The organism is Congzhengia minquanensis, assembly GCF_014384785.1.
Lineage (GTDB): Bacteria > Bacillota > Clostridia > UBA1381 > UBA9506 > Congzhengia > Congzhengia minquanensis.
The window spans coordinates 1,021,198-1,039,479 of sequence record NZ_JACRSU010000001.1 but is presented as its reverse complement, the minus strand read 5'-3'; the positions used below and the strand labels follow the sequence as shown (position 1 = coordinate 1,039,479).

Annotated in this window: 23 protein-coding genes and 1 riboswitch; of the genes, 17 read left to right on the top strand and 6 right to left on the bottom strand. The window is 40.5% G+C overall.

The window, feature by feature from the left end:
• Positions 1 to 41 precede the first annotated feature (41 nt).
• The gene (locus H8698_RS04970) at positions 42 to 572 is read right to left on the bottom strand and encodes an inorganic diphosphatase (protein WP_177680384.1); all 531 of its coding nucleotides are present in this window, start codon (positions 570 to 572) and stop codon (positions 42 to 44) included.
• Positions 573 to 677: 105 nt separating this feature from the next.
• On the opposite strand from H8698_RS04970, the gene H8698_RS04965 reads away from it, so the two are divergent.
• A complete protein-coding gene (locus H8698_RS04965) occupies positions 678 to 1,244 on the top strand; it encodes a 4'-phosphopantetheinyl transferase superfamily protein (RefSeq protein ID WP_249311435.1) in 567 nt (188 codons plus the stop codon).
• Between the two features lie 32 nt (positions 1,245 to 1,276).
• Here the strand turns inward: H8698_RS04965 and H8698_RS04960 are convergent, their stop codons facing one another.
• Complete coding sequence (locus H8698_RS04960) at positions 1,277 to 2,122, bottom strand: hypothetical protein (protein ID WP_177680382.1); 846 nt, start codon at positions 2,120 to 2,122, stop codon at positions 1,277 to 1,279.
• 108 nt (positions 2,123 to 2,230) lie between these two features.
• Positions 2,231 to 3,301 (bottom strand): uroporphyrinogen decarboxylase family protein, encoded by a 1,071-nt coding sequence (locus H8698_RS04955; RefSeq protein ID WP_249311433.1) that lies wholly within the window; start codon positions 3,299 to 3,301, stop codon positions 2,231 to 2,233.
• A gap of 114 nt (positions 3,302 to 3,415) precedes the next feature.
• Here H8698_RS04955 and H8698_RS04950 point away from each other — a divergent pair, with 114 nt between their 5' ends.
• The 4 genes from H8698_RS04950 to H8698_RS04935 all read left to right on the top strand — a co-directional run bounded on the left by H8698_RS04950 (position 3,416) and on the right by H8698_RS04935 (position 6,851).
• Positions 3,416 to 4,219, top strand: a complete 804-nt coding sequence (locus H8698_RS04950; protein ID WP_249311432.1) for an AraC family transcriptional regulator — start codon at positions 3,416 to 3,418, stop codon at positions 4,217 to 4,219.
• A gap of 127 nt (positions 4,220 to 4,346) precedes the next feature.
• Positions 4,347 to 4,796 carry a sigma factor gene (locus H8698_RS04945; RefSeq protein ID WP_177681116.1) on the top strand — a complete coding sequence of 150 codons (450 nt, stop codon included), beginning with the start codon at positions 4,347 to 4,349 and terminating at the stop codon, positions 4,794 to 4,796.
• Entirely contained in the window at positions 4,796 to 5,296 is a 501-nt protein-coding gene (locus H8698_RS04940) for a helix-turn-helix domain-containing protein (RefSeq protein WP_249311430.1), read from the top strand. The genes H8698_RS04945 and H8698_RS04940 overlap by 1 nt, the downstream gene beginning before the upstream one ends.
• A 73-nt stretch (positions 5,297 to 5,369) precedes the next feature.
• Complete coding sequence (locus H8698_RS04935; RefSeq protein WP_249311428.1) at positions 5,370 to 6,851, top strand: ATP-dependent nuclease; 1,482 nt, start codon at positions 5,370 to 5,372, stop codon at positions 6,849 to 6,851.
• A gap of 10 nt (positions 6,852 to 6,861) precedes the next feature.
• Here the strand turns inward: H8698_RS04935 and H8698_RS04930 are convergent, their stop codons facing one another.
• Positions 6,862 to 7,050, bottom strand: a complete 189-nt coding sequence (locus H8698_RS04930; protein WP_249311427.1) for a hypothetical protein — start codon at positions 7,048 to 7,050, stop codon at positions 6,862 to 6,864.
• Positions 7,051 to 7,109: 59 nt separating this feature from the next.
• On the bottom strand, positions 7,110 to 7,991 hold the full coding sequence (locus tag H8698_RS04925) for a rolling circle replication-associated protein (protein WP_249311425.1): 882 nt from the start codon (positions 7,989 to 7,991) through the stop codon (positions 7,110 to 7,112).
• Between the two features lie 203 nt (positions 7,992 to 8,194).
• Between H8698_RS04925 and H8698_RS04920 the strand changes: the two genes are divergently transcribed.
• From H8698_RS04920 to H8698_RS04910, 3 genes are read left to right on the top strand one after another with little or no spacing between them, the layout of a single operon-like run.
• Positions 8,195 to 8,539, top strand: coding sequence for a nucleotidyltransferase domain-containing protein (locus H8698_RS04920; RefSeq protein ID WP_249311422.1), 345 nt, complete (start codon positions 8,195 to 8,197; stop codon positions 8,537 to 8,539).
• Positions 8,529 to 8,921 carry a HEPN domain-containing protein gene (locus H8698_RS04915; protein ID WP_249311420.1) on the top strand — a complete coding sequence of 131 codons (393 nt, stop codon included), beginning with the start codon at positions 8,529 to 8,531 and terminating at the stop codon, positions 8,919 to 8,921. The genes H8698_RS04920 and H8698_RS04915 overlap by 11 nt, the downstream gene beginning before the upstream one ends.
• Positions 8,918 to 9,364 (top strand): hypothetical protein, encoded by a 447-nt coding sequence (locus tag H8698_RS04910; RefSeq protein WP_249311419.1) that lies wholly within the window; start codon positions 8,918 to 8,920, stop codon positions 9,362 to 9,364. Before H8698_RS04915 ends, H8698_RS04910 begins: the two co-directional genes overlap by 4 nt.
• A gap of 133 nt (positions 9,365 to 9,497) precedes the next feature.
• On the opposite strand, the gene H8698_RS04905 is transcribed toward H8698_RS04910, so the two are convergent.
• Positions 9,498 to 9,815, bottom strand: coding sequence for a helix-turn-helix domain-containing protein (locus tag H8698_RS04905; protein ID WP_177681092.1), 318 nt, complete (start codon positions 9,813 to 9,815; stop codon positions 9,498 to 9,500).
• A 499-nt stretch (positions 9,816 to 10,314) separates the two neighbouring features.
• On the opposite strand from H8698_RS04905, the gene H8698_RS04900 reads away from it, so the two are divergent.
• The 9 genes from H8698_RS04900 (at position 10,315) to purF (ending at position 18,262) form a co-directional block, all read left to right on the top strand.
• Positions 10,315 to 11,076, top strand: a complete 762-nt coding sequence (locus H8698_RS04900) for a hypothetical protein (protein ID WP_249311417.1) — start codon at positions 10,315 to 10,317, stop codon at positions 11,074 to 11,076.
• Between the two features lie 20 nt (positions 11,077 to 11,096).
• On the top strand, positions 11,097 to 11,783 hold the full coding sequence (locus H8698_RS04895; RefSeq protein ID WP_249311415.1) for a hypothetical protein: 687 nt from the start codon (positions 11,097 to 11,099) through the stop codon (positions 11,781 to 11,783).
• A gap of 196 nt (positions 11,784 to 11,979) precedes the next feature.
• A complete protein-coding gene (locus tag H8698_RS04890; protein ID WP_249311413.1) occupies positions 11,980 to 12,171 on the top strand; it encodes a hypothetical protein in 192 nt (63 codons plus the stop codon).
• Between the two features lie 178 nt (positions 12,172 to 12,349).
• Positions 12,350 to 14,059, top strand: coding sequence for a recombinase family protein (locus H8698_RS04885; RefSeq protein ID WP_249311411.1), 1,710 nt, complete (start codon positions 12,350 to 12,352; stop codon positions 14,057 to 14,059).
• Positions 14,019 to 14,417 (top strand): sigma factor-like helix-turn-helix DNA-binding protein, encoded by a 399-nt coding sequence (locus H8698_RS04880; RefSeq protein WP_249311409.1) that lies wholly within the window; start codon positions 14,019 to 14,021, stop codon positions 14,415 to 14,417. The genes H8698_RS04885 and H8698_RS04880 overlap by 41 nt, the downstream gene beginning before the upstream one ends.
• A 17-nt stretch (positions 14,418 to 14,434) precedes the next feature.
• Positions 14,435 to 15,265: a sugar phosphate isomerase/epimerase family protein gene (locus H8698_RS04875; RefSeq protein ID WP_249311407.1), complete on the top strand. Its 831-nt coding sequence runs from the start codon at positions 14,435 to 14,437 to the stop codon at positions 15,263 to 15,265.
• Positions 15,266 to 15,428: 163 nt separating this feature from the next.
• Positions 15,429 to 15,511: riboswitch (ZMP/ZTP riboswitch) on the top strand.
• Positions 15,512 to 15,574: 63 nt separating this feature from the next.
• Complete coding sequence (purE, locus tag H8698_RS04870) at positions 15,575 to 16,069, top strand: 5-(carboxyamino)imidazole ribonucleotide mutase (protein ID WP_177681074.1); 495 nt, start codon at positions 15,575 to 15,577, stop codon at positions 16,067 to 16,069.
• Positions 16,070 to 16,084: 15 nt separating this feature from the next.
• Positions 16,085 to 16,795, top strand: a complete 711-nt coding sequence (gene purC, locus H8698_RS04865) for a phosphoribosylaminoimidazolesuccinocarboxamide synthase (RefSeq protein WP_177681072.1) — start codon at positions 16,085 to 16,087, stop codon at positions 16,793 to 16,795.
• Positions 16,796 to 16,825: 30 nt separating this feature from the next.
• Complete coding sequence (gene purF, locus H8698_RS04860; protein WP_249311405.1) at positions 16,826 to 18,262, top strand: amidophosphoribosyltransferase; 1,437 nt, start codon at positions 16,826 to 16,828, stop codon at positions 18,260 to 18,262.
• Positions 18,263 to 18,282: the final 20 nt, after the last annotated feature.

The window sequence follows — 18,282 nt, the reverse complement described above, 5'->3', positions numbered from 1 at the left end:
AAATAAAAAGAAACAGTTTTTAGCTGTTTCTTTTTATAATTTTATTTACAATAGTTTTCAATGTAGCTTATGAGCGCCTTATCAATAATGGAAACTGCGTCGGCGGCTCCTTTCATTTCGCTGACGGCTGTCTGCTTGCCCTCAAGCTCCTTATACACCGTGAAAAAGTGCGTCATTTCGTTAAAGATATGGGCTGGAATTTGGGAAATGTCCGTATAGGTATTATAGTTTGGGTCGTTAAAGGGAATGGCGATAATTTTTTCATCGGCGTAACCGTTATCAATCATAGATATTACGCCAATGGGATAGCAGTTTACCATGGTTAAGGGGTGAATGCTTTCGGAACAGAGCACCAAAACGTCTAAGGGGTCTAAGTCGTCTGCATAGGTGCGGGGGATAAAGCCATAATTTGCGGGATAGTGGGTTGAGGTGTATAAAATTCTGTCCAGCTTTAATATTCCTGTTTCCTTGTCCAACTCATATTTGTTTTTGCTGCCCTTGGAAATTTCAATAATAGCAACAAAATTGTCTTTTGAAATCCGTTTTGGGTTAATGTCGTGCCAAATATTCATAATCGTTCTCCTTTTTGTGAAACTCTGCACATTTATTTTTACCTTTACGGCTATTCATATGCGCGGTTCATTTTAAATTAAAACATTTATTCTGGGGTGAAAGAAGTGCTTCATCTTTATTGTTGTGATGTTTCAAAGCTGACAGACGAAGAATTTTTAAGAATGTATCAGCTGTCGGATAAACAGCGGCAGGAAAAGGCAGACAGGCTCAAGCATTTGCCTTCAAAAAAACTGTCGTTAGCAGCCGGGATGCTGGCGCGCGTTTCCATTGCACAAAAATTAAACCTGCGGCCGGAGGATATTTCTTTTCGAAACCACAAGGGCGGAAAGCCCTATGCGGAAGGGTTGGACATTCATTTTAGTTTGAGCCATTCGGGGAATTTAGCGGTATGCGCCATATCCGACAAGCCTGTGGGCATTGACGTGGAGCAGAACAAAAAGGCCAATTTCAATGTGGCCAGACGGTGTTTTACAAAAGCAGAACTGCAATATGTTTTGTCAAGAAAAGAAAAGAGCCAACAGCGCTTTTTTGAGGTTTGGACAAAAAAAGAAGCTTATGTGAAGCTGCTGGGCACGGGAATTCAAGATTTTTTGAAATTTAATGTTGTGGGAAACAAAACAATTGACACCATTTTCTATCAGAATTACACGGTATCCGTGGCAAGAAAATAGGGGCGCTTAAAGCGCCCCTGTTTTTCGTTGTCTTAGTCGCGGCAGCAGTGCCCATGGTCATGGTCGCGGTCGTCAAAATCGCAGTCTTCTCTTTCAGGAGGGAAGAATTCGTCAAAGGGGAAGCAGATTTTGTCAAACAAATCGCAAGGACTGTCGTCGCAGGATGTTGTGCATTCCTTCTGCGGTACGCAGAAGTCAATAGCCGGGATTAAAAGCTGTACGCTCCGTTCAATCTTAACGATTGAGAACAGGCCGATAGAAACAAACACGCGCTTTTTCTCACCGCTCAACACGAGCCTGTCATCAAATACGTTGCAGATACATTCCGGAATTGTAGTAAAGTCAATGTCGTCTGTGCAGCAGCAAATTTTGTCGTCCAAATCCACTACCTTGGCGGACAGGCACAGCGGGTCAACTACCTCTACAACTGCTTTCGGCATGTTTGTCTTCTGCCAGAGCTGTTCGTCAAAGCTGTCGTAGCTGTAGCGGGACTCAAATATTTTTGCCGCGCCCTCCGAACCGAACAAAATTACTTTTTTGTCAAAGGTGGCCAGGCCTTCAACCGTTGTGGGTTTTCCAACGCCTAAGAATACATCAAGAGTAATTTTGAAGAAGAACTTAATGTCAACTGTAAAATAGCCCTTGTTGAACGGGATGGGTTCCACGTCGGGGAACGCCCAAATAATTTCTGCCTTTCTGCATTTTACGTTTACAGCCTTGTCGATCAGTTCCTGGCCGCAGGCGGTCAGAAACACGCGGGCGTCTTCAATGCAGTCTTTGTCCTTGCATGAATCATAAACTTTATCTGTATGTATACAAACCGAACCTTTAAATTCCTCGCAGGGTGAACTGGGCGAGGGATAACGTTTTTCTCCCATAATGAACCTCCATAAATATTATTTGAGAATTTATCTCTACAATATAATATGAAAGCCTTTGCGGTTTGTGACCGGCCCTGCATGTACATCTTTCATTCTTATTCAATTTCAATTTTCGTTGAATACTGCTGCGGCAATCATGGCCAAATAGTTCTGAATGGGAATGTAGGACGCAATGGAGTTGCCTGAACCCAAAGCATAACCTGTTTTCGCCAATTCTAACATTTTTGCGCTGCGGTTATAAATTTCTTCCGGGGTGCCTCTGGTTAAAAAGTCCACATCAATACCGCCGAGGATTGCAAATTTGTCTTTGTATTTTTTATATGCTTCCTCAACGGGAAGAATGTTGTCTTCATAAGAATGTCTGCCGTCATACTTTATGTCATAGGCAATGTCGTCCACAACGGCGTCGAATTTACCGCAGGAATGCAGGCAGATGGGCTTGTTGTAAGAATGAGCAAGTTCGGCAATTTTTTTGTGCCACGGGAAAACATATTTTCTCATTTGGTCTACAGAAAGCATGGTCTGGGTGTTAAAGCCCCAGTCATCATTGGACATTAAAATACCTACGCAGTCGTGCTTAGCGCAGATGTCGTAATAGGTTAAAAGCCGCTCTGAAACTTCTTTAAAAATCTGTTCCACAAGTTCGGGGTCTTCATACAGCATGTAGCAAAGATTTTCATAACCAACAAGGCGGATTACGTTTTCCAAAATTCCGCCGGGGCCGTATATAATTAATTTCATGCCCTCGGGTAGATAATTGCTTAGCATTTCAATGCGGGAATAATCAAAATCTTCGGGGTTTGCCCATTCATAGTTCTCAAAACTTTCGCGGTCGGTTATGACAAATCCTTGATTTAACGAAATGGTGCTTTTGCCTGCTTCGTGTTTGGTGGCGCTTTTAAACGAAAAATAGCTTCCATGCATGCAGGCATAGTCATATCCGCAGAAATAATAGGTGTCGGCAAGCTTTTTGCACGAAATTTCTTCCTCTGTTCCCTCATACGTTTTGTGCTTTGTAAAAGCTTCTACCAAATCGCCGTTTAAAATGAATTCAAACAGGGTAGGACGGTTCGGAGCTTCTTTTTTTAACACTTTCAAAATGTTGTCAAAATCGGGCTTGTGCGGTTTTTCGAGAAAACTGTTGATGTCAATAAATTTATTGTCAAATTTTTTCATAAAACTATTGCTCCTTTTTTAAATTTATATTATTATTATATAATATAGAAACAGAAATTCATATCATTTTTTGTTAAAATACTTTCAAAAATTATCATTTAAGGGGTCTTTGTTTTGCATTTTGAATTTGTTGATATGGATAACGTTAAGATAAGAAGCATGTATTCGGGCCTTAACAATGAAAAGCTTGAAGTCGTGCCGCATTGGCACAGTGAGATTGAAATACTCTTGTTTCAGAAGGGTCATTGCATTCAGCAAATTGACGATAAATATGTCATTACCTTTCCGGGCGATATTGTTGTGATTTCAAAAAATCAGCTTCATTCCACCTATTCCTATCAGGAAGAACCGTGTCAGGTTCTGGTGATTATGGCAGACTCCGGCTTTATTTTTAACAATGAAACGATTGCGTTTCAAAATCCCATTAATGACAAAAATCCAAAATACACGGATATGAAAAACTGTATTGAGGAGATTCATAGAGAACTTACACAAAAAGATAAGGCATATGAGTATAAAGCGATTTCCAGCCTTTATAATTTCTTTTCCATGCTGCTGAGGTTTTCCGATTATGTATCTGAAACAACACGGTATAACGACTTATATAAAAATGTGTTAAAAAACACGTTCGGGCTTGTGCAGAACAGTTATTCAACAGAAATTACCCTTGAAGATGCGGCCCGGGCATCAAATTTGAGCGTGCCGCATTTTTGCAGGTTGTTTAAACAAATGACGGGAATGACCTTTAAAAATTATTTGCAGTTTTTTCGGATTAATATGGCAGAAAAAATGCTGCGCCTGCCGAAAACTGTTACAGAAATAGCATATGAATGCGGATTTAACAGTCTTACCTCGTTTTATAGAAATTTCAAAAAATTTAAAAACTATATGCCTTCAGAAAAAAGGAACTCTTACTAAAATGATATAAAATGAAAGCCCTGTTTTTCTCATTTGCATGTTGGCGAACTTATTCCGTTTGGACTGGCAAAAAGGGCGGAAGCAAAACATATACTTTCAACATATTTAAATGAATGAGGTAGATGATATGTTTTCTTCTTGTTTTTTTGCACTGCTTTATTTTTTAAGATATGGCCTGTTTCTAATATCTTATGTTTCGGGACAGAATAACTTTCCAAAACCGCTATCCGCCAGCGAGGAAAAACGTTATTTAGAGCTTGCGGCAAAAGGCGACAAAGGCGCCAAAGACGTTTTAGTGGAACGAAATCTGCGGCTGGTGGCCCACATTGCGAAAAAATATAACCAGGTGTCGGGCTGCGACGACGACGATTTAATTTCCATCGGCACTATTGGGCTCATTAAGGCAATTGCTTCGTTTGATTATACAAAACAGGCTAGGCTTGCAACTTATGCTGCAAGATGTATTGAAAAACCAACCCTATCAAGTTGGCTCTTTTGGAGGAAGAAGGGGAAAGAGTTGCTTCTTTTTCAGAGAAATGGCGGCTGCTGCATAAATCCGGCAGGAATTTGTATCTGATGTACCGCCAGACGAAAAAGGGCGTTGCCATCATGCCCATGTATGTCCACACCTTCCGGTTCGTTACACCCCATACCATGACAGAAGCACAGCGGTTCAATCTGCTGTTCCCCAATCCCGAAAGCTGTACCCATGTGTCGGACAAGCTCCGCTATTACCGCTATCAAAACAATCTGTTCCAGTCTGACGTTGCAGAGTATGTCGGGATGGACAGGGGAACCTATTCCAGCTATGAGGAATATGGAAGGGATTACTACCCAATTGAGAATATGCAAAAAATCGCCAAGCTGTTCGGCGTTCCAGTTACCGAACTGCTTGACGATTATAATTTGTTCCTGTATAACGGACAGGGCCAGCAAGTGAAGAAAATCCGTAAGTCCTTACATCTCACTCAAGCTGAATTTGCTAAGAAGATGGGCGTTCAGACAGGAATGGTGAAACGCTGGGAACAGGGAAAGGTGCGAATGTTTAAAGGGACGTGGGAGAAAGTATATATATAATTACATTATAAGGATAGACAATAACTGGATTATATTATATAATCTAAGTGCTATTATTTAAGAGGTGATTTACATGATATTATCTACTGAAATTAAGAATATTAAAAATATTAAGTCTGCATCGCTTGAATTACCTTTTGAAAAAGGTCTATTTGCACTTGTTGGAGAAAATGGTTGCGGAAAAAGTACAATAATGTTAGCATTATCTCTTATTGTAAAAACATCATCATCACATATGTTGATGTCAAATGACATATCGCCTGATTCATATATTAATATTGCTTTGGAAAACAAAAAAGATGAGTGGACCCCCAATAAAGCCGGAAAACTATCAACAGGAAAATATAATGAACGAAATCAATTGATGACTAGTGTTCATTATCATGGATTTTATGAAGGAAGTATATTTTATGGAAGTCGTTTTCATGATTATAACAAAATAGATGATTTTGTAGCTAAAGATAATTTCCAAGAAGTTCTTGTCAAAGCGGACGATTTTGTTTCCGAAACACTAGGATACATTCTTCACAATGACAAATCATACTATAATGGATTAATGAAAATAAAATCGCGAGAGATTGCTAAAAGAGAGGGTTTTAATGGAATACCTTATTTTGTAAAAACTGAAGATAATATAATTAGTCAATATAAAATGAGTAGCGGTGAAAGTATGCTAATCTCATTAATTGATTTTATTAATAACCTTGTAATCAAAGCCACATATTCTAAATTATTTTTTCTCATAGATGAGGTTGAATTGGCTCTACATCCAAGTGCTATTGATAGATTAGTGTTATTTTTGGAAAATTTAATTAAGGAGAATGATACTGAGTTAATTATTTATTTTTCAACACATTCAGCAGAATTAATTCATAGAATATCCCCCAAAAATATTTTTCTTATTGAAAACAATAATGGGGTAGTAGATATAATAAATCCATGTTACCCCAACTATGCCATTAGAAATCTATACATTCCAAATGGATTTGATTTTCTTTTGCTAGTTGAGGATGAATTATCAAAGTGCTTAGTAGAAAAAGTATTGCGCCAAAATAACTTGTATGCCAGCAAATTATGTTGTGTATTGGCGGCAGGTGGTTGCAACCAAATGATAAAGTTACATCATGACATGGTGACATATAATACGTTAGGTGTTGGAAAGAAGATAATTAGCATATATGACGGAGATGTAAAGGAATTAATATGTAAAAAAGAGGAATACAAGGATTTACCGAAATGTTTTTTACCAATTAAGAGTATAGAGAAATATTTATTTAATAAATGTGTAGTAAATGAAGATTCAAAATTTATTAAACTATTAGGAGATAAGTATTTTAATCAACGAAGCCTTAGAGACATAATTTATGATTATAAAAATGATGAACGAACAAGAAAAGGCAAAAGTGATGGAAAGGGATTTTATAAAGTCATCTTAGCCAATTTATCTAAGTCTGGGATAAAAGAAGACGATTTTGTGAAATATTTATGTGAAGATATTTATGAATATGAGGATATGACAAGTTTTGTGAAAAGTTTAGAAGCGTTATTACTATAAACAAAAGCGGTCAGGTAATCTGGCCGCTTCGTTTATCTATGATATTTCTCACTGATTCAATCAGTTCCATTTTCTGCTCCACCGGGTAATTCTGACAATTGAGATAGTTATTCACCGCCTCAATATGTACGGAAGCAACCCGGTTTTTTAGTTCTTCTATATCAACCAAATCCGTTGGATAGTGCATAATCACATTCATTCGAAAACCTCCCATCACGCCATCAATTCAGTATATGACCGACTGCCTGTACGATATGGCTAACATCTCGGTTTTTTGTACTGTTCATAATTGATGACATTTAGGACGGTTTGTTCGCCGGAAATGTCCTGATGGATGATTTTCTTGGAATATCCAACCACTTCCTCATAGTCATGTACCAGCTTCCGAGCCTCGCAATACTTCATTTTGACAGGCTTCGGACGTTGAATCCCTCTGGAACAACGGTAAATTCTGAAATGGGCAGGATAGAAGCGCAGCCTGCTCCCCTTGACCTCGCTTTTCGTTACTGGGCCATCATCAACGGGATTTAGGGTATCAGCATTTGCAAGCCGGGCATAGAAGTAAGCACCAAAGTTATCAACAAAGGGAAGCCGTTTGACATAGGTAAAGCCATGAGGCCATAATTTGTCCAGAAGGGATTTCGGAATATAGAGGGGCTTCCCGTCCGGTTGTTTCAGCAGAATATGCAAATGCCATGAGCCGGTGTCCTGCGGCTCAGCAATACAGACATATTCAAAGGAATAGTAATAACGTAAGGCGGTTTTGAAACGGTTGAAATCCTCATATAGCTCAATGGTATCATTCATAAAATCTGAATAGGTGAGCGTTAGGAATAGTTCTGAGTCATCCCCGCAGAAGTTGAGGTTGATAATCCGTCTAAGTGTTGTTAGAGATTTTCTAATACCATCCGTGGAATCAATCCGCTTGTCATACGGTTTGTAGGTGAGGCATTCCCCTGTCTTAGAGTTGAAGTATTGACTTCTCGACTGTCTACGGCAAAACATCAATTTGTTGGAATCAGAGCGTTTCGTTACGATTTCCACTATATTTCCATTGATATAAACCGTTGCTGGTGTCTTGCTGTGAAGCTCTACCAATTCCCCTCTTTCTATAAAAGTTCTCTCATCATAAACATGCATGTTATAGCTCCTCTCTGCAAAATTTTTTTGGTTGCAGAGGGATATAACGTGATAGCGTTGCAAAATCAGCGAAAAATATGACATTTTTTTGTGTTAAAGCGTAAAACTAAATATAAATAAGAATGGGATTGAAAAAATTAACAAAGGATGTTATAATGAACATATAGTAAATAAAATGAAAGGTCTTGAAAGGAGGAGCCTATATGTGCACACAGTTACAGTTGAATCAGATTACTTCGGAAGTGAAACAGAATATACAGAATATGCTGGGGAGCAGACTTCACAAGATTATCTTGTATGGCTCCTACGCCCGTGGGGACTATGACAATGAATCGGATATTGATATGATGGTACTGGCGGATGTACCTGCCGGTGAGATTGGCACATATCGGAAGCAGGTTAACCGTGTTGCGAGCAAAATCGGACTTGAGCACGATATTATGATTACGATTGCATTGAAAGATAAGCAATTCTTTGAGAATCATCAAGAAATACTGCCCTTTTACCGCAATGTAGCAAACGAGGGGGTGTCCATCTATGGAAACTAAGAGGGATTTGTCCCAATATCGTTTGGAACAAGCGGAACAATGCCTAAAATCTGCAAAGATATTATTGGATAGCAATGACTATAAAGGAGCTGCGAACCGTTCCTACTATTGTGTGTTCCATTGCATGAGGAGTATTCTTGCGTTAGAGGGGACGGATTTCAAAAAACATTCCGGGTTGATTGCCTATTTCCGGAAAGAATACATTAAGACCGGAAAATTAAATGTAGCCTTGTCAGATATTATCACAGATGTGTTCCAGATACGGACAGAGAGTGATTATGACGATTACTATGTTGTAAACAAGGCTGATGTAGAAGAACAAATAAAAAATGCTGAATATTTTATACAGCAAACAAAGGAGTATTTGGAGGGTTTAACGTGAAAGTATGGGGCGTAGGCACAAATGATATTAATGAATTTCCATTAAGAAAAGATTATATTCGGATTGATTGGGATAGGGAAGCAGCTCCCGATTTACATGTGATGTTTCGTCAAATCCAGGTTGACGATATTGTATATGTGAAAGCATTTGTTCCAAGAGGACGTATGTTGCGTGTAAAAGCGATTGGTATTGTAACTCAATCTGCACATAAACAGGAAGAAGCCGAAAATATGGTTGTAAAGGTTTTATGGTTGGATGTATTTACAAAAGACCCTCTTGAAATTTCTCTGAATGACTGTAATGTAAAAAATAATGTTTATAACAATACCCTCTATCAAGAATACAGTCAACAAATCATAGAAAAAATAATGAAACGATATTCCTCAGATGTTTTGGAATCGGTAAACGAACCAGTTGATAAACTACATAAAGAACAACATTAAAAGGGGCTTCTATCAATAGAAGTCCCTCTGATAGGCTCTGTAAGCGTATAAACGGCTTACAGAGCTTTTTTATTTTGTTTTTGGGAAGGGGGCGGTTAATAAATTCTAAAGCTTCAGAATAGTTTCAGTACGTCTAACAGTCTTTGTGTATTTCCCGGTTAGCGTTGAAGCAGGCTACAAGGTCAATCAATACAGATACCTCTTTTTCTGTTAAATTATCTATATTCAATACAGCTCCTTGCTCCATCCCCAGTAAATAATCAGTTGAGATATGGAATAGTTTTGCAAGCTCAACAATGTATTGTGTTGACGGAACAGACAAGCCCATTTCCCAGCCGTTGATACTGGAGCGGGTCAACCCTAATTTTCGGGCAAGTTCTGCCTGTGTAATCCCCAACTGTTCTCGCATGGATTTTATTTTATCCGCTAATAAAAATAAACCTTTCGACATAGAAACACCTCTTTTGTAAACGATTTTATTATAACCAAAAAGATATTTCATTATCATATTGATATTTATGCTTGACATTAGAAATAATTTGTAATATAATAATCATGTCGCTTTTTGTATTTATAACGCTAAAACAATATGGAAAAAGAAGGAAATTGTAATTACCACACGAATTCATTTCTTGAAGGAGGTGAATTCGCATGAAATCAAGCACATTAGCAATTTTCGGTCTTGTTGTACTTCATGCTGTACCGAAGATATTTGATATTGAGTGCCCTCGGTGCAAATCGTGGTGTACGCTGTCAGAAGTCAAACGCACTGAAACCGGAACGTGTAATATGACTGTGAGAAAAAATCAATGGTTAAAGTACAGTAAAGATGTTCCTGTTGTCCGTACCTATTATGAAGTAACCTATCTATGCCGGCGGTGTGGAGAGATAGTAACAAGGCAGGAATATACGAATACAAATTTTATGTAGTATGAAAGGGGATACAAACTGTGGATTATGATTTTTTAATGCCAGGAGAACAAGTTATTATGGTAGGCCCAGCGAACAAAAGACAGGCAGGTGGACTTGCCTCAAAAGGAGGACATCTCTATCTAACAAACAAGAGGCTGGTTTTTAAAGCCCATGCATTTAATTTGGGTTCAGCGTTTGATGAAATTCCATTTTCTAAAATTGCATTTTCTGGTAATACCTTAAATATGCTTATGCCAACTCCAAATATGATACGAGTTATAACAACCGACGGAAAAAACCATGGTTTTATTGTAACGGGTAAGCAAAAAGAGCAATGGAAACAGAAGATTACAGAGGTTGTTCAATCTTATAAAAATAGCAGTAAAAACGAGGAACAAACCATTCAAACTAATAATGAAGAAACTTGTGCTGCTCCGTCATCCGAAGCAGATTGTCAGACAGAAAAAACACACAGGGATACAACGGAAACCAACTATCAACAGAACATAAATAATGCGGCACAAAATACAGCTACAGTTAATAACACAATGGTATGGATTATTGCCCTTGTCCCAGTTATCGGTGCATTATTTTCATTTGGATTTCTGGCATTTCTGATTGTAAATATCGTGTTGTGTACGGTTGATGAAAATAATTTGAAAAAAGCCGGATATGACACTTCTGTATTAGGGAATGCATGGTTAATACCTGTATATTTATATAAACGTGCAGAAATGTTCCATCATAGCAAGGCCTACTTCATTGTTTGGTGTGTTACATTTGTAATCAGTTGTTTATGATTAAAAAGGGGGATAATAAAATGGATTATAAAAATAAATTTGATACCATGAAGAACAAAAGCATGGAAAAATTAGAGGAAGCCAAAAGTTATGACTATAAAGCAAAGATAGATGAAATAAAGCAGACAGGCCAGGAAGGTATGCAGAAACTCAACAAAAAGAAAGTGAAATGGATTGCCATATCCGTTGTTGCTGTTATTCTTATATTGTTTGTTGCTGTTGGCATTTCAAAAGTGGTAGGAAAACTCAGCCTGTCGCCGGAAAACGCAGTGAAGAACATGTTCCATACATATCAGTCAGTAGAAACGATTGCGGAGCAGATGGGCACACAGCCAACCGAGGAAACAAAAATCCTACAGCCGATTTTGGACAATCTGAAATATAAAATAGTGTCAACTACACAAGAGGATGAAGAAAGCGCAGTTGTTACAGTTGAAATAACGGCAATGGATATGTCCGAAGTTTTAAAAGAAGTCATGACCGGCATGATTGATAAAAAGTTGGCCTCAAAAAACTCTGCTGCAAGCGAAGATGAACTCATGCAGGAATTATTACTGGAATCCATGCAAAAGAAACATGGAACCGTTACCAACACAGTAGAAATTTCTGTTGTAAAGAACGGCGGGCGTTGGGAAGCACAGCCGGACGAAGCATTGTTAGACGCTGTATTGGGTGGATTTTACTCCGCAATGGAAAAATTAAATTAGTCGGTTAAGCAGGGTTGCAGTAATCACCTACCCCCTTGTCCGCAAAATAAAAAATCAACGTCTACAGGACAAAATAAACGGGAATAACATCATAACAGGTGCCTTGCCAAGTGCAGGGCACTTTTACTATTTTCATAAAAGATACACATTCTCTGCCTGAATAAGTGAAGTTATGAAGGAAAGGAGAGATATTGATATGATACCAATTATGGAAGAAGCCCCGGTGGAACAGGCGAAAAGTGTTGTCAGCAAAGAGCTTGACAGTATATTAGCGTCATTCGGCCAGATAAAGACTTATCTCAAAATTGATACAGAGTTGAGTGAAGCTATTTCCTATGATGTGGAAGCCTGTCGCCGCAAAGTAATGTCTATCAAAGAAATGCTATAAAACCTATATTCCCCTTGCTTTAAGCCGCTTATGACCGTATTCAATGGTTGTAAGTGGCATTTTTTATGCGAATTCGTAAAAAAGTTTTTGCTTTTTCTCAAATTATTTGCTATAATAAGAATAGAGCCATTATGTATGGTTAGAAATAATAACATCACATAAGGTAAGGGGATAGAATATGAAAGAGCAAAAAAGTCCTGCAATCGCCATATACTCCCGGAAATCCAGATTTACAGGCAAGGGCGAAAGCATTGAAAACCAGATAGAACTGTGTAAGAAGTACATAGACGTCAACTACCCTGATACTCCAGAGGACAGCATATTGATTTATGAGGACGAGGGATTTTCCGGCGGAAACACCGAACGTCCCCAATTCAAAAAGATGATGGAGGACGCAAGGAAAAAGAAATTCAGCGTTATCATCTGTTATCGGTTGGACCGTATCAGCCGTAATATCGGGGATTTTGCAAAACTGATTGACGAGTTCAGTGATTTGGAAATCTCATTTGAGTCCATCAAGGAAAAATTTGATACGGAGTCCTCTCTCGGCCGTGCTATGATGTATATTGCTTCGGTGTTCTCCCAGTTGGAGCGGGAAACCATAGCGGAACGTATCCGGGACAATATGCACGAGCTGGCAAAGACGGGACGGTGGCTGGGCGGCAACACGCCAACGGGCTACAAATCCACCCAGGTACAAAAGATAACGGTTGACGGCAAGAAGCGAAGTGCCTACAAGTTAGACATTGTGCAGGACGAAATGGAGCTTGTGAAGACGATTTACAGCCGTTTCCTCGAAATGAACAGTCTGACGAAGGTGGAAACCTATCTGATACAAAACCATCTCAAAACAAAGATGGGAAAGGATTTCACCCGGTTTTCCATCAAAGCGATACTGCAAAACCCCGTCTACATGATAGCGGATAAGGACGCATGGAAATACTATGAGGATTTAGGTGTGGAGTTGTACGCCGATAAAGCGGAATTTGACGGCAAACATGGAATCATGGCCTACAACAAAACTGTCCAGAAAGCGGGCAAAGCCAATCAGTTCCGGGATATGGACGAATGGATTATCGCGGTTGGAAAGCACAAAGGCGTGATTTCGGGAAAGGAGTGGGTAATGGTGCAAAATTACTTAGGACAAAATGCTTCAAAAGCGTATCGGAAGCCAAAAAGCAATATGGCGCTGCTGTCGGGATTGCTCCGGTGCGGACATTGCGGGAGCTATATGCGTCCGAAGGTGTATAATACCGACTATGCCGAAGGCGAAAAACGGTATTCCTATCTGTGTGAGATGAAAGAGAAAAGCCGGATGCAGGAATGTGATATGAAAAATCCCAACGGGAATGTGCTTGACCGGGCAATCTGTGAGGAAGTCAAGAAATTGTCTGAAAACAGTTCAGAATTTGTGAAGCAGTTGGAGGAAGCGAAAAAGTCCATCACAGCCAACACAAGTGAATATGATAAACGAATGGAAAATCTCAAAGCAACTCTGTCTGACAATGAAAAAGAAATCAAAGCCCTTGTTTCCAAATTGGCAGAAACGGAAGGCACAGCCGCAAACGGATACATTACCGACCAAATCAACGAACTGCACGAAAAGAACAAATTCATTAAAAAGAGCATGGAAGAATTGGAAAGCCTCACGAAAGAAAATGTATTGTCCGATGAAGAATTTGATATATTGCGGGAATTGCTGGCCTCGTTTGCCTCCTCCTTCGATACCATGACGGTAGAGCAAAAGCGCATGGCCCTGCGGAATTTTATCAAGAAAATCGTGTGGGACGGGGAAAACGTCCATGTCTATCTGTTCGGTGCAAATGAAGATGAAATCGAACTCCCCAATGAAGCGGAAACAGAGCCGTTGGGAGGGGGTAGCAAATGAAATCTTAATGACGGTGCGGGCTGGGAAAAAGCTGAAGCAGGAAATCTCGCTGAATGAATGTTTGGGCCACGACACAGACGGCAACGAAGTGACGTTTATGGACATTTTACCCTCTGACGACGAAGAAATTGCAGACCGTGTCGGCACCGATCTTGACATTAGAAAGCTGTGCGCTTACATGGATAAATGCCTTACGCCCCGGGAACAGGAAATTATTATTAAGCGGTATGGACTAGGGGAACGGGCATATACCCAGCAGGAGATTGCGAGAAAGATGAAAATATCCAGGTCTTATGTGTCCAGAATTGAAAAAAAGGCGCTGGGCGCTTTGGCAAAATGTTTTGACGAATGTAAATGAAAGGAAGTTGATTACAAATGATAGGAATGAGAGCACACGATTTAGAATATGGCGACATTGAGGTGTTGTCGGAGAAGCTTGCGCAGTTTGACAAGCACACCATTCAGCTTGCGCTGTTTAAATCGATTACGAATTTAGGCTTAAAAGACGGGGCGTTCTCGCCGGGCTTAGCACGAAAAATTAAGCAGGCGCTGGATAAAAATAACATCAGCATATCCGTTTTGGGGTGTTACATTAATCCGGTTTGCCCGGACAAACAAGAGCGGCAGGTTCAGGTAAACCGGTTTAAAGAGCACATAAAATATGCAAAGTTTTTGGGTGCAGACATGATAGGAACGGAAACCGGCTCTGTAAATTTAGACGGAAGCTTTCACGAAAAAAACCGTTCGGAGGAGAACTATCAGGATTTTCTGTCTGTTATGCGGGAACTGGCAGAATATGCCCGGGATTTGGGCGTGTGTATTGGAATTGAGGCGGTGAGCATCTTTACCATTCATTCGCCGCAAACCATGGAGCGCATGTTAGACGACCTTAATATGCCCAATATCTTTGTCATTTTTGACCCGGTAAATTATTTAGATGATTCCAATTACAAAAATCAGCGGGAAATTTTTCAAACGGCTTTTGACCTCTATGGCGACCGCATTGCGGTGGTGCATTTAAAGGATTTTACGGTGGAAAACGGCGCTTTAAAATATGCCCTGCCTACAGAAGGCGAGCTGGACTATGCATTTTTAGCAAAATTATTAAATGATAAAAAGCCGTACATTCCGTTGCTGTTAGAGGAAGTGAAGGAAAAGGATTTAAACCGGATTACAGAGAGGATAAAGGAAGTTTTCGGAAGATAGATTATTTAAAATTACTATAAAAAGACGGTATCGAATAAAGCCAATTGTCATACTCTCTGATTTTTTTAATTCGCCTTGACACAGGCCTTTCTGAGTGTTAAAATGATAATGTTAGATTTTGTTTTATTTATGAATAATTCGTTTATTTATGTATAAAAAAGGAGCGGTTTTTTGCAACTGACGGAGCGTGGACTACCACAGGGGAGCAAAAAACAATATTTTTTGTCGACCGTCTGGGCAGTCCTATCCGAAACAGATAGGACCGCCCTGTTTACTTTTAAAAGCAAAATTGCAAGGAGGCAGTTGGTTATGAAAAAAGTTGCAGTGATTATGGGCAGCGACAGCGATTTGCCCGTGGTGTCTAAGGCGATAGACACGTTAAAAAATTTTGGCGTACCCTTTGAAGTGCATGTGTTTTCTGCACACAGAACCCCGGTAGAGGCAAGAGATTTTTCCCTTTCTGCAAGAGAGAAAGGTTTTGGTGCAATCATTGCCGCAGCAGGAAAGGCGGCGCACCTGGCAGGCGCAATTGCTGCAAATACGACGCTTCCGGTTATTGGAATTCCGGTAAAATCTTCAACTTTAGACGGACTTGACGCCCTGCTTTCCACCGTCCAGATGCCCGGCGGAATTCCGGTTGCCACCGTTGCCATTGACGGCGCACAGAACGCGGCGCTTTTGGCCGTTCAAATTTTAAGCGTTGAAGACAAAGCCCTTGCGGACAAGCTTTTAAAAAGCCGTGAGGAAAATGCAAAAAAGGTTTTAGAGAAAAATGCGGCCATCGAAAAAGAATATCAAAACTAACGGAGGAAGATAGACATGGAAAAAACAGTTCAGATGTATGAAGGAAAGGCAAAAAAAGTATTTGCAACAGATGACAAACGGTTCTGCATCGTATCTTACAAAGACGACGCCACCGCTTTTAACGGCCAGAAAAAAGGCACAATTATGGGAAAGGGCGCCATTAACAACCGCGTAACAAACCATTTGATGAAGCTTTTGGAGAAAAACGGAATTCCCACTCATTTTGTGGAGGAATTGTCTGACCGCGAAACCGTGGTGAAAAAGGTTTCTATTGTTCCGCTGGAGGTTATTGTAAGAAACATTGCAGCAGGTTCGCTGGCGAAGCGTTTAGGGCTTGAAGAAGGCACAAAAATGAAACGCACGGTTTTAGAATATTGTTATAAAGACGATGAGCTGGGCGACCCCATGGTGAACGAATATCACATTTTAGCAATGGAATATGCCACAAAAGAAGAACTGGACTTAATTGCGCAGTATTCATTAAAAGTGAACCAGGTTTTAACCGACTATTTAAAAGACGCAAACATTGAACTGATTGACTTTAAACTGGAATTTGGCAAAACAGAAGACGGCACAATCGTGCTGGCTGACGAAATTTCGCCTGATACCTGCCGGTTCTGGGATTCTGTCAGCGGGGAGAAGCTGGACAAGGACCGTTTCAGAAGAGATTTAGGCGGCGTGGAAGACGCTTACAACGAAATTTTAAAACGCCTTTTGGGTGAGTAATCAGCAAATATTTTTTTAAGGAGATTTTGTATGGGAAAGCTTCATGAAGAATGCGGAGTATTTGGAATTTTTGCACCGGACAGGCAAGACGTTGCCTCCACCTGTTACTACGGGCTGTTTGCCCTGCAGCACAGGGGGCAGGAAAGCTGCGGCATTGTAGTGAACGACGACGGTCTGTTTCATTCCTATAAGGATTTAGGCCTGGTGAACGACGTGTTTACCAAGCCGGTGATTGAGAAGCTGGGCCTGGGCAACGCGGCCTTGGGCCATGTTCGCTACGGCACCACGGGAACCAACGACAGATTAAACTCCCAGCCCATTGTGGTGAACCATGTGAAGGGCAGAATGGCGCTGGCACACAACGGAAACTTAGTGAATTCTTATGAGCTCAGGCATGATTTAGAGCTGGAGGGTTCCATTTTTCACACCACCAGCGACACCGAAGTGATTTCTTATATTGTCACAAAAGAACGTCTCACTGCACCGTCGATTGAAGAAGCGGTGAACCGTGCAATGTGCAAAATTAAGGGTGCATACTCTTTGGTTGTGATGTCGCCTTCTAAAATGATTGCGGCCCGGGACGAATTTGGCTTTCATCCGCTTTGCTACGGCAAAACTGAGGACGGAAGCTTTGTTGTTGCTTCGGAAACCTGCGCGCTGGATTCTGTGGGCGCGGAACTGATTCGCGACATTGAGCCCGGTGAAATTGTTGTTTTTTCGAAAGACGGCGTGAAAAGCTTAAAAGACCACTGCGGGAAAAGCCCCAAGCGGTCCTGCATTTTTGAATATATTTACTTTGCACGGCCAGACTCTGTTATCGACGGCGTGAGCGTGCATGGCGCGCGGCTTAAGGCCGGCCACTGCTTGGCGCTTTCACACCCTGCGGACGCAGACATTGTAATTGGCGTGCCGGATTCGGGCATTGACGCGGCCATTGGCTATTCGCAACAGTCTGGAATTCCCTATGGCATTGGACTGATTAAAAATAAATATATCGGAAGAACATTTATTGCGCCCGGACAGTCTGCCCGGGAGGATTTGGTGCGGATTAAATTAAACGTGATTTCAAAAAACATTAAGGGAAAACGGGTTGTCTTGGTGGACGACTCCATCGTGCGCGGCACTACCTGTGCAAGAATTATTAAACTGATTCGCGAAGCCGGCGCAACAGAGGTGCATATGCGGGTTTCGGCGCCGCCGTTTTTAAACCCCTGCTTTTATGGAACAGACATTCCCTCCAGGGATTCGCTGATTGCCTGCAATCACACCGTTGAAGAAATTGCAGAAATTATTGGCGTGGACAGTCTGGGATTTTTAGAAACGGAGCATTTACCGCTTTTAATCGGCTCAAAGCTTGGCGAGGGCTATTGCAGCGCATGCTTCGACGCAAACTATCCCACAGAAATGCCCTGTTCTACCTGCAAGGACAAGTTTGAAACTAAAATCAGCGAAAGCAAAAAGAAATAATTTTTAGATAAAGAAAGGAC

Coding starts and splice junctions, on each gene's coding strand:
- H8698_RS04970 (WP_177680384.1), bottom strand. CDS start 572: ATGAATATTTGGCACGACATTAACCCAAAACGGATTTCAAAAGACAAT.
- H8698_RS04960 (WP_177680382.1), bottom strand. CDS start 2,122: ATGGGAGAAAAACGTTATCCCTCGCCCAGTTCACCCTGCGAGGAATTT.
- H8698_RS04955 (WP_249311433.1), bottom strand. CDS start 3,301: ATGAAAAAATTTGACAATAAATTTATTGACATCAACAGTTTTCTCGAA.
- H8698_RS04945 (WP_177681116.1), top strand. CDS start 4,347: ATGTTTTCTTCTTGTTTTTTTGCACTGCTTTATTTTTTAAGATATGGC.
- H8698_RS04940 (WP_249311430.1), top strand. CDS start 4,796: ATGTACCGCCAGACGAAAAAGGGCGTTGCCATCATGCCCATGTATGTC.
- H8698_RS04935 (WP_249311428.1), top strand. CDS start 5,370: ATGATATTATCTACTGAAATTAAGAATATTAAAAATATTAAGTCTGCA.
- H8698_RS04930 (WP_249311427.1), bottom strand. CDS start 7,050: ATGAATGTGATTATGCACTATCCAACGGATTTGGTTGATATAGAAGAA.
- H8698_RS04925 (WP_249311425.1), bottom strand. CDS start 7,991: ATGCATGTTTATGATGAGAGAACTTTTATAGAAAGAGGGGAATTGGTA.
- H8698_RS04920 (WP_249311422.1), top strand. CDS start 8,195: ATGTGCACACAGTTACAGTTGAATCAGATTACTTCGGAAGTGAAACAG.
- H8698_RS04915 (WP_249311420.1), top strand. CDS start 8,529: ATGGAAACTAAGAGGGATTTGTCCCAATATCGTTTGGAACAAGCGGAA.
- H8698_RS04905 (WP_177681092.1), bottom strand. CDS start 9,815: ATGTCGAAAGGTTTATTTTTATTAGCGGATAAAATAAAATCCATGCGA.
- H8698_RS04895 (WP_249311415.1), top strand. CDS start 11,097: ATGGATTATAAAAATAAATTTGATACCATGAAGAACAAAAGCATGGAA.
- H8698_RS04890 (WP_249311413.1), top strand. CDS start 11,980: ATGATACCAATTATGGAAGAAGCCCCGGTGGAACAGGCGAAAAGTGTT.
- H8698_RS04885 (WP_249311411.1), top strand. CDS start 12,350: ATGAAAGAGCAAAAAAGTCCTGCAATCGCCATATACTCCCGGAAATCC.
- H8698_RS04880 (WP_249311409.1), top strand. CDS start 14,019: ATGAAGCGGAAACAGAGCCGTTGGGAGGGGGTAGCAAATGAAATCTTA.
- H8698_RS04875 (WP_249311407.1), top strand. CDS start 14,435: ATGATAGGAATGAGAGCACACGATTTAGAATATGGCGACATTGAGGTG.
- purE (WP_177681074.1), top strand. CDS start 15,575: ATGAAAAAAGTTGCAGTGATTATGGGCAGCGACAGCGATTTGCCCGTG.
- purC (WP_177681072.1), top strand. CDS start 16,085: ATGGAAAAAACAGTTCAGATGTATGAAGGAAAGGCAAAAAAAGTATTT.
- purF (WP_249311405.1), top strand. CDS start 16,826: ATGGGAAAGCTTCATGAAGAATGCGGAGTATTTGGAATTTTTGCACCG.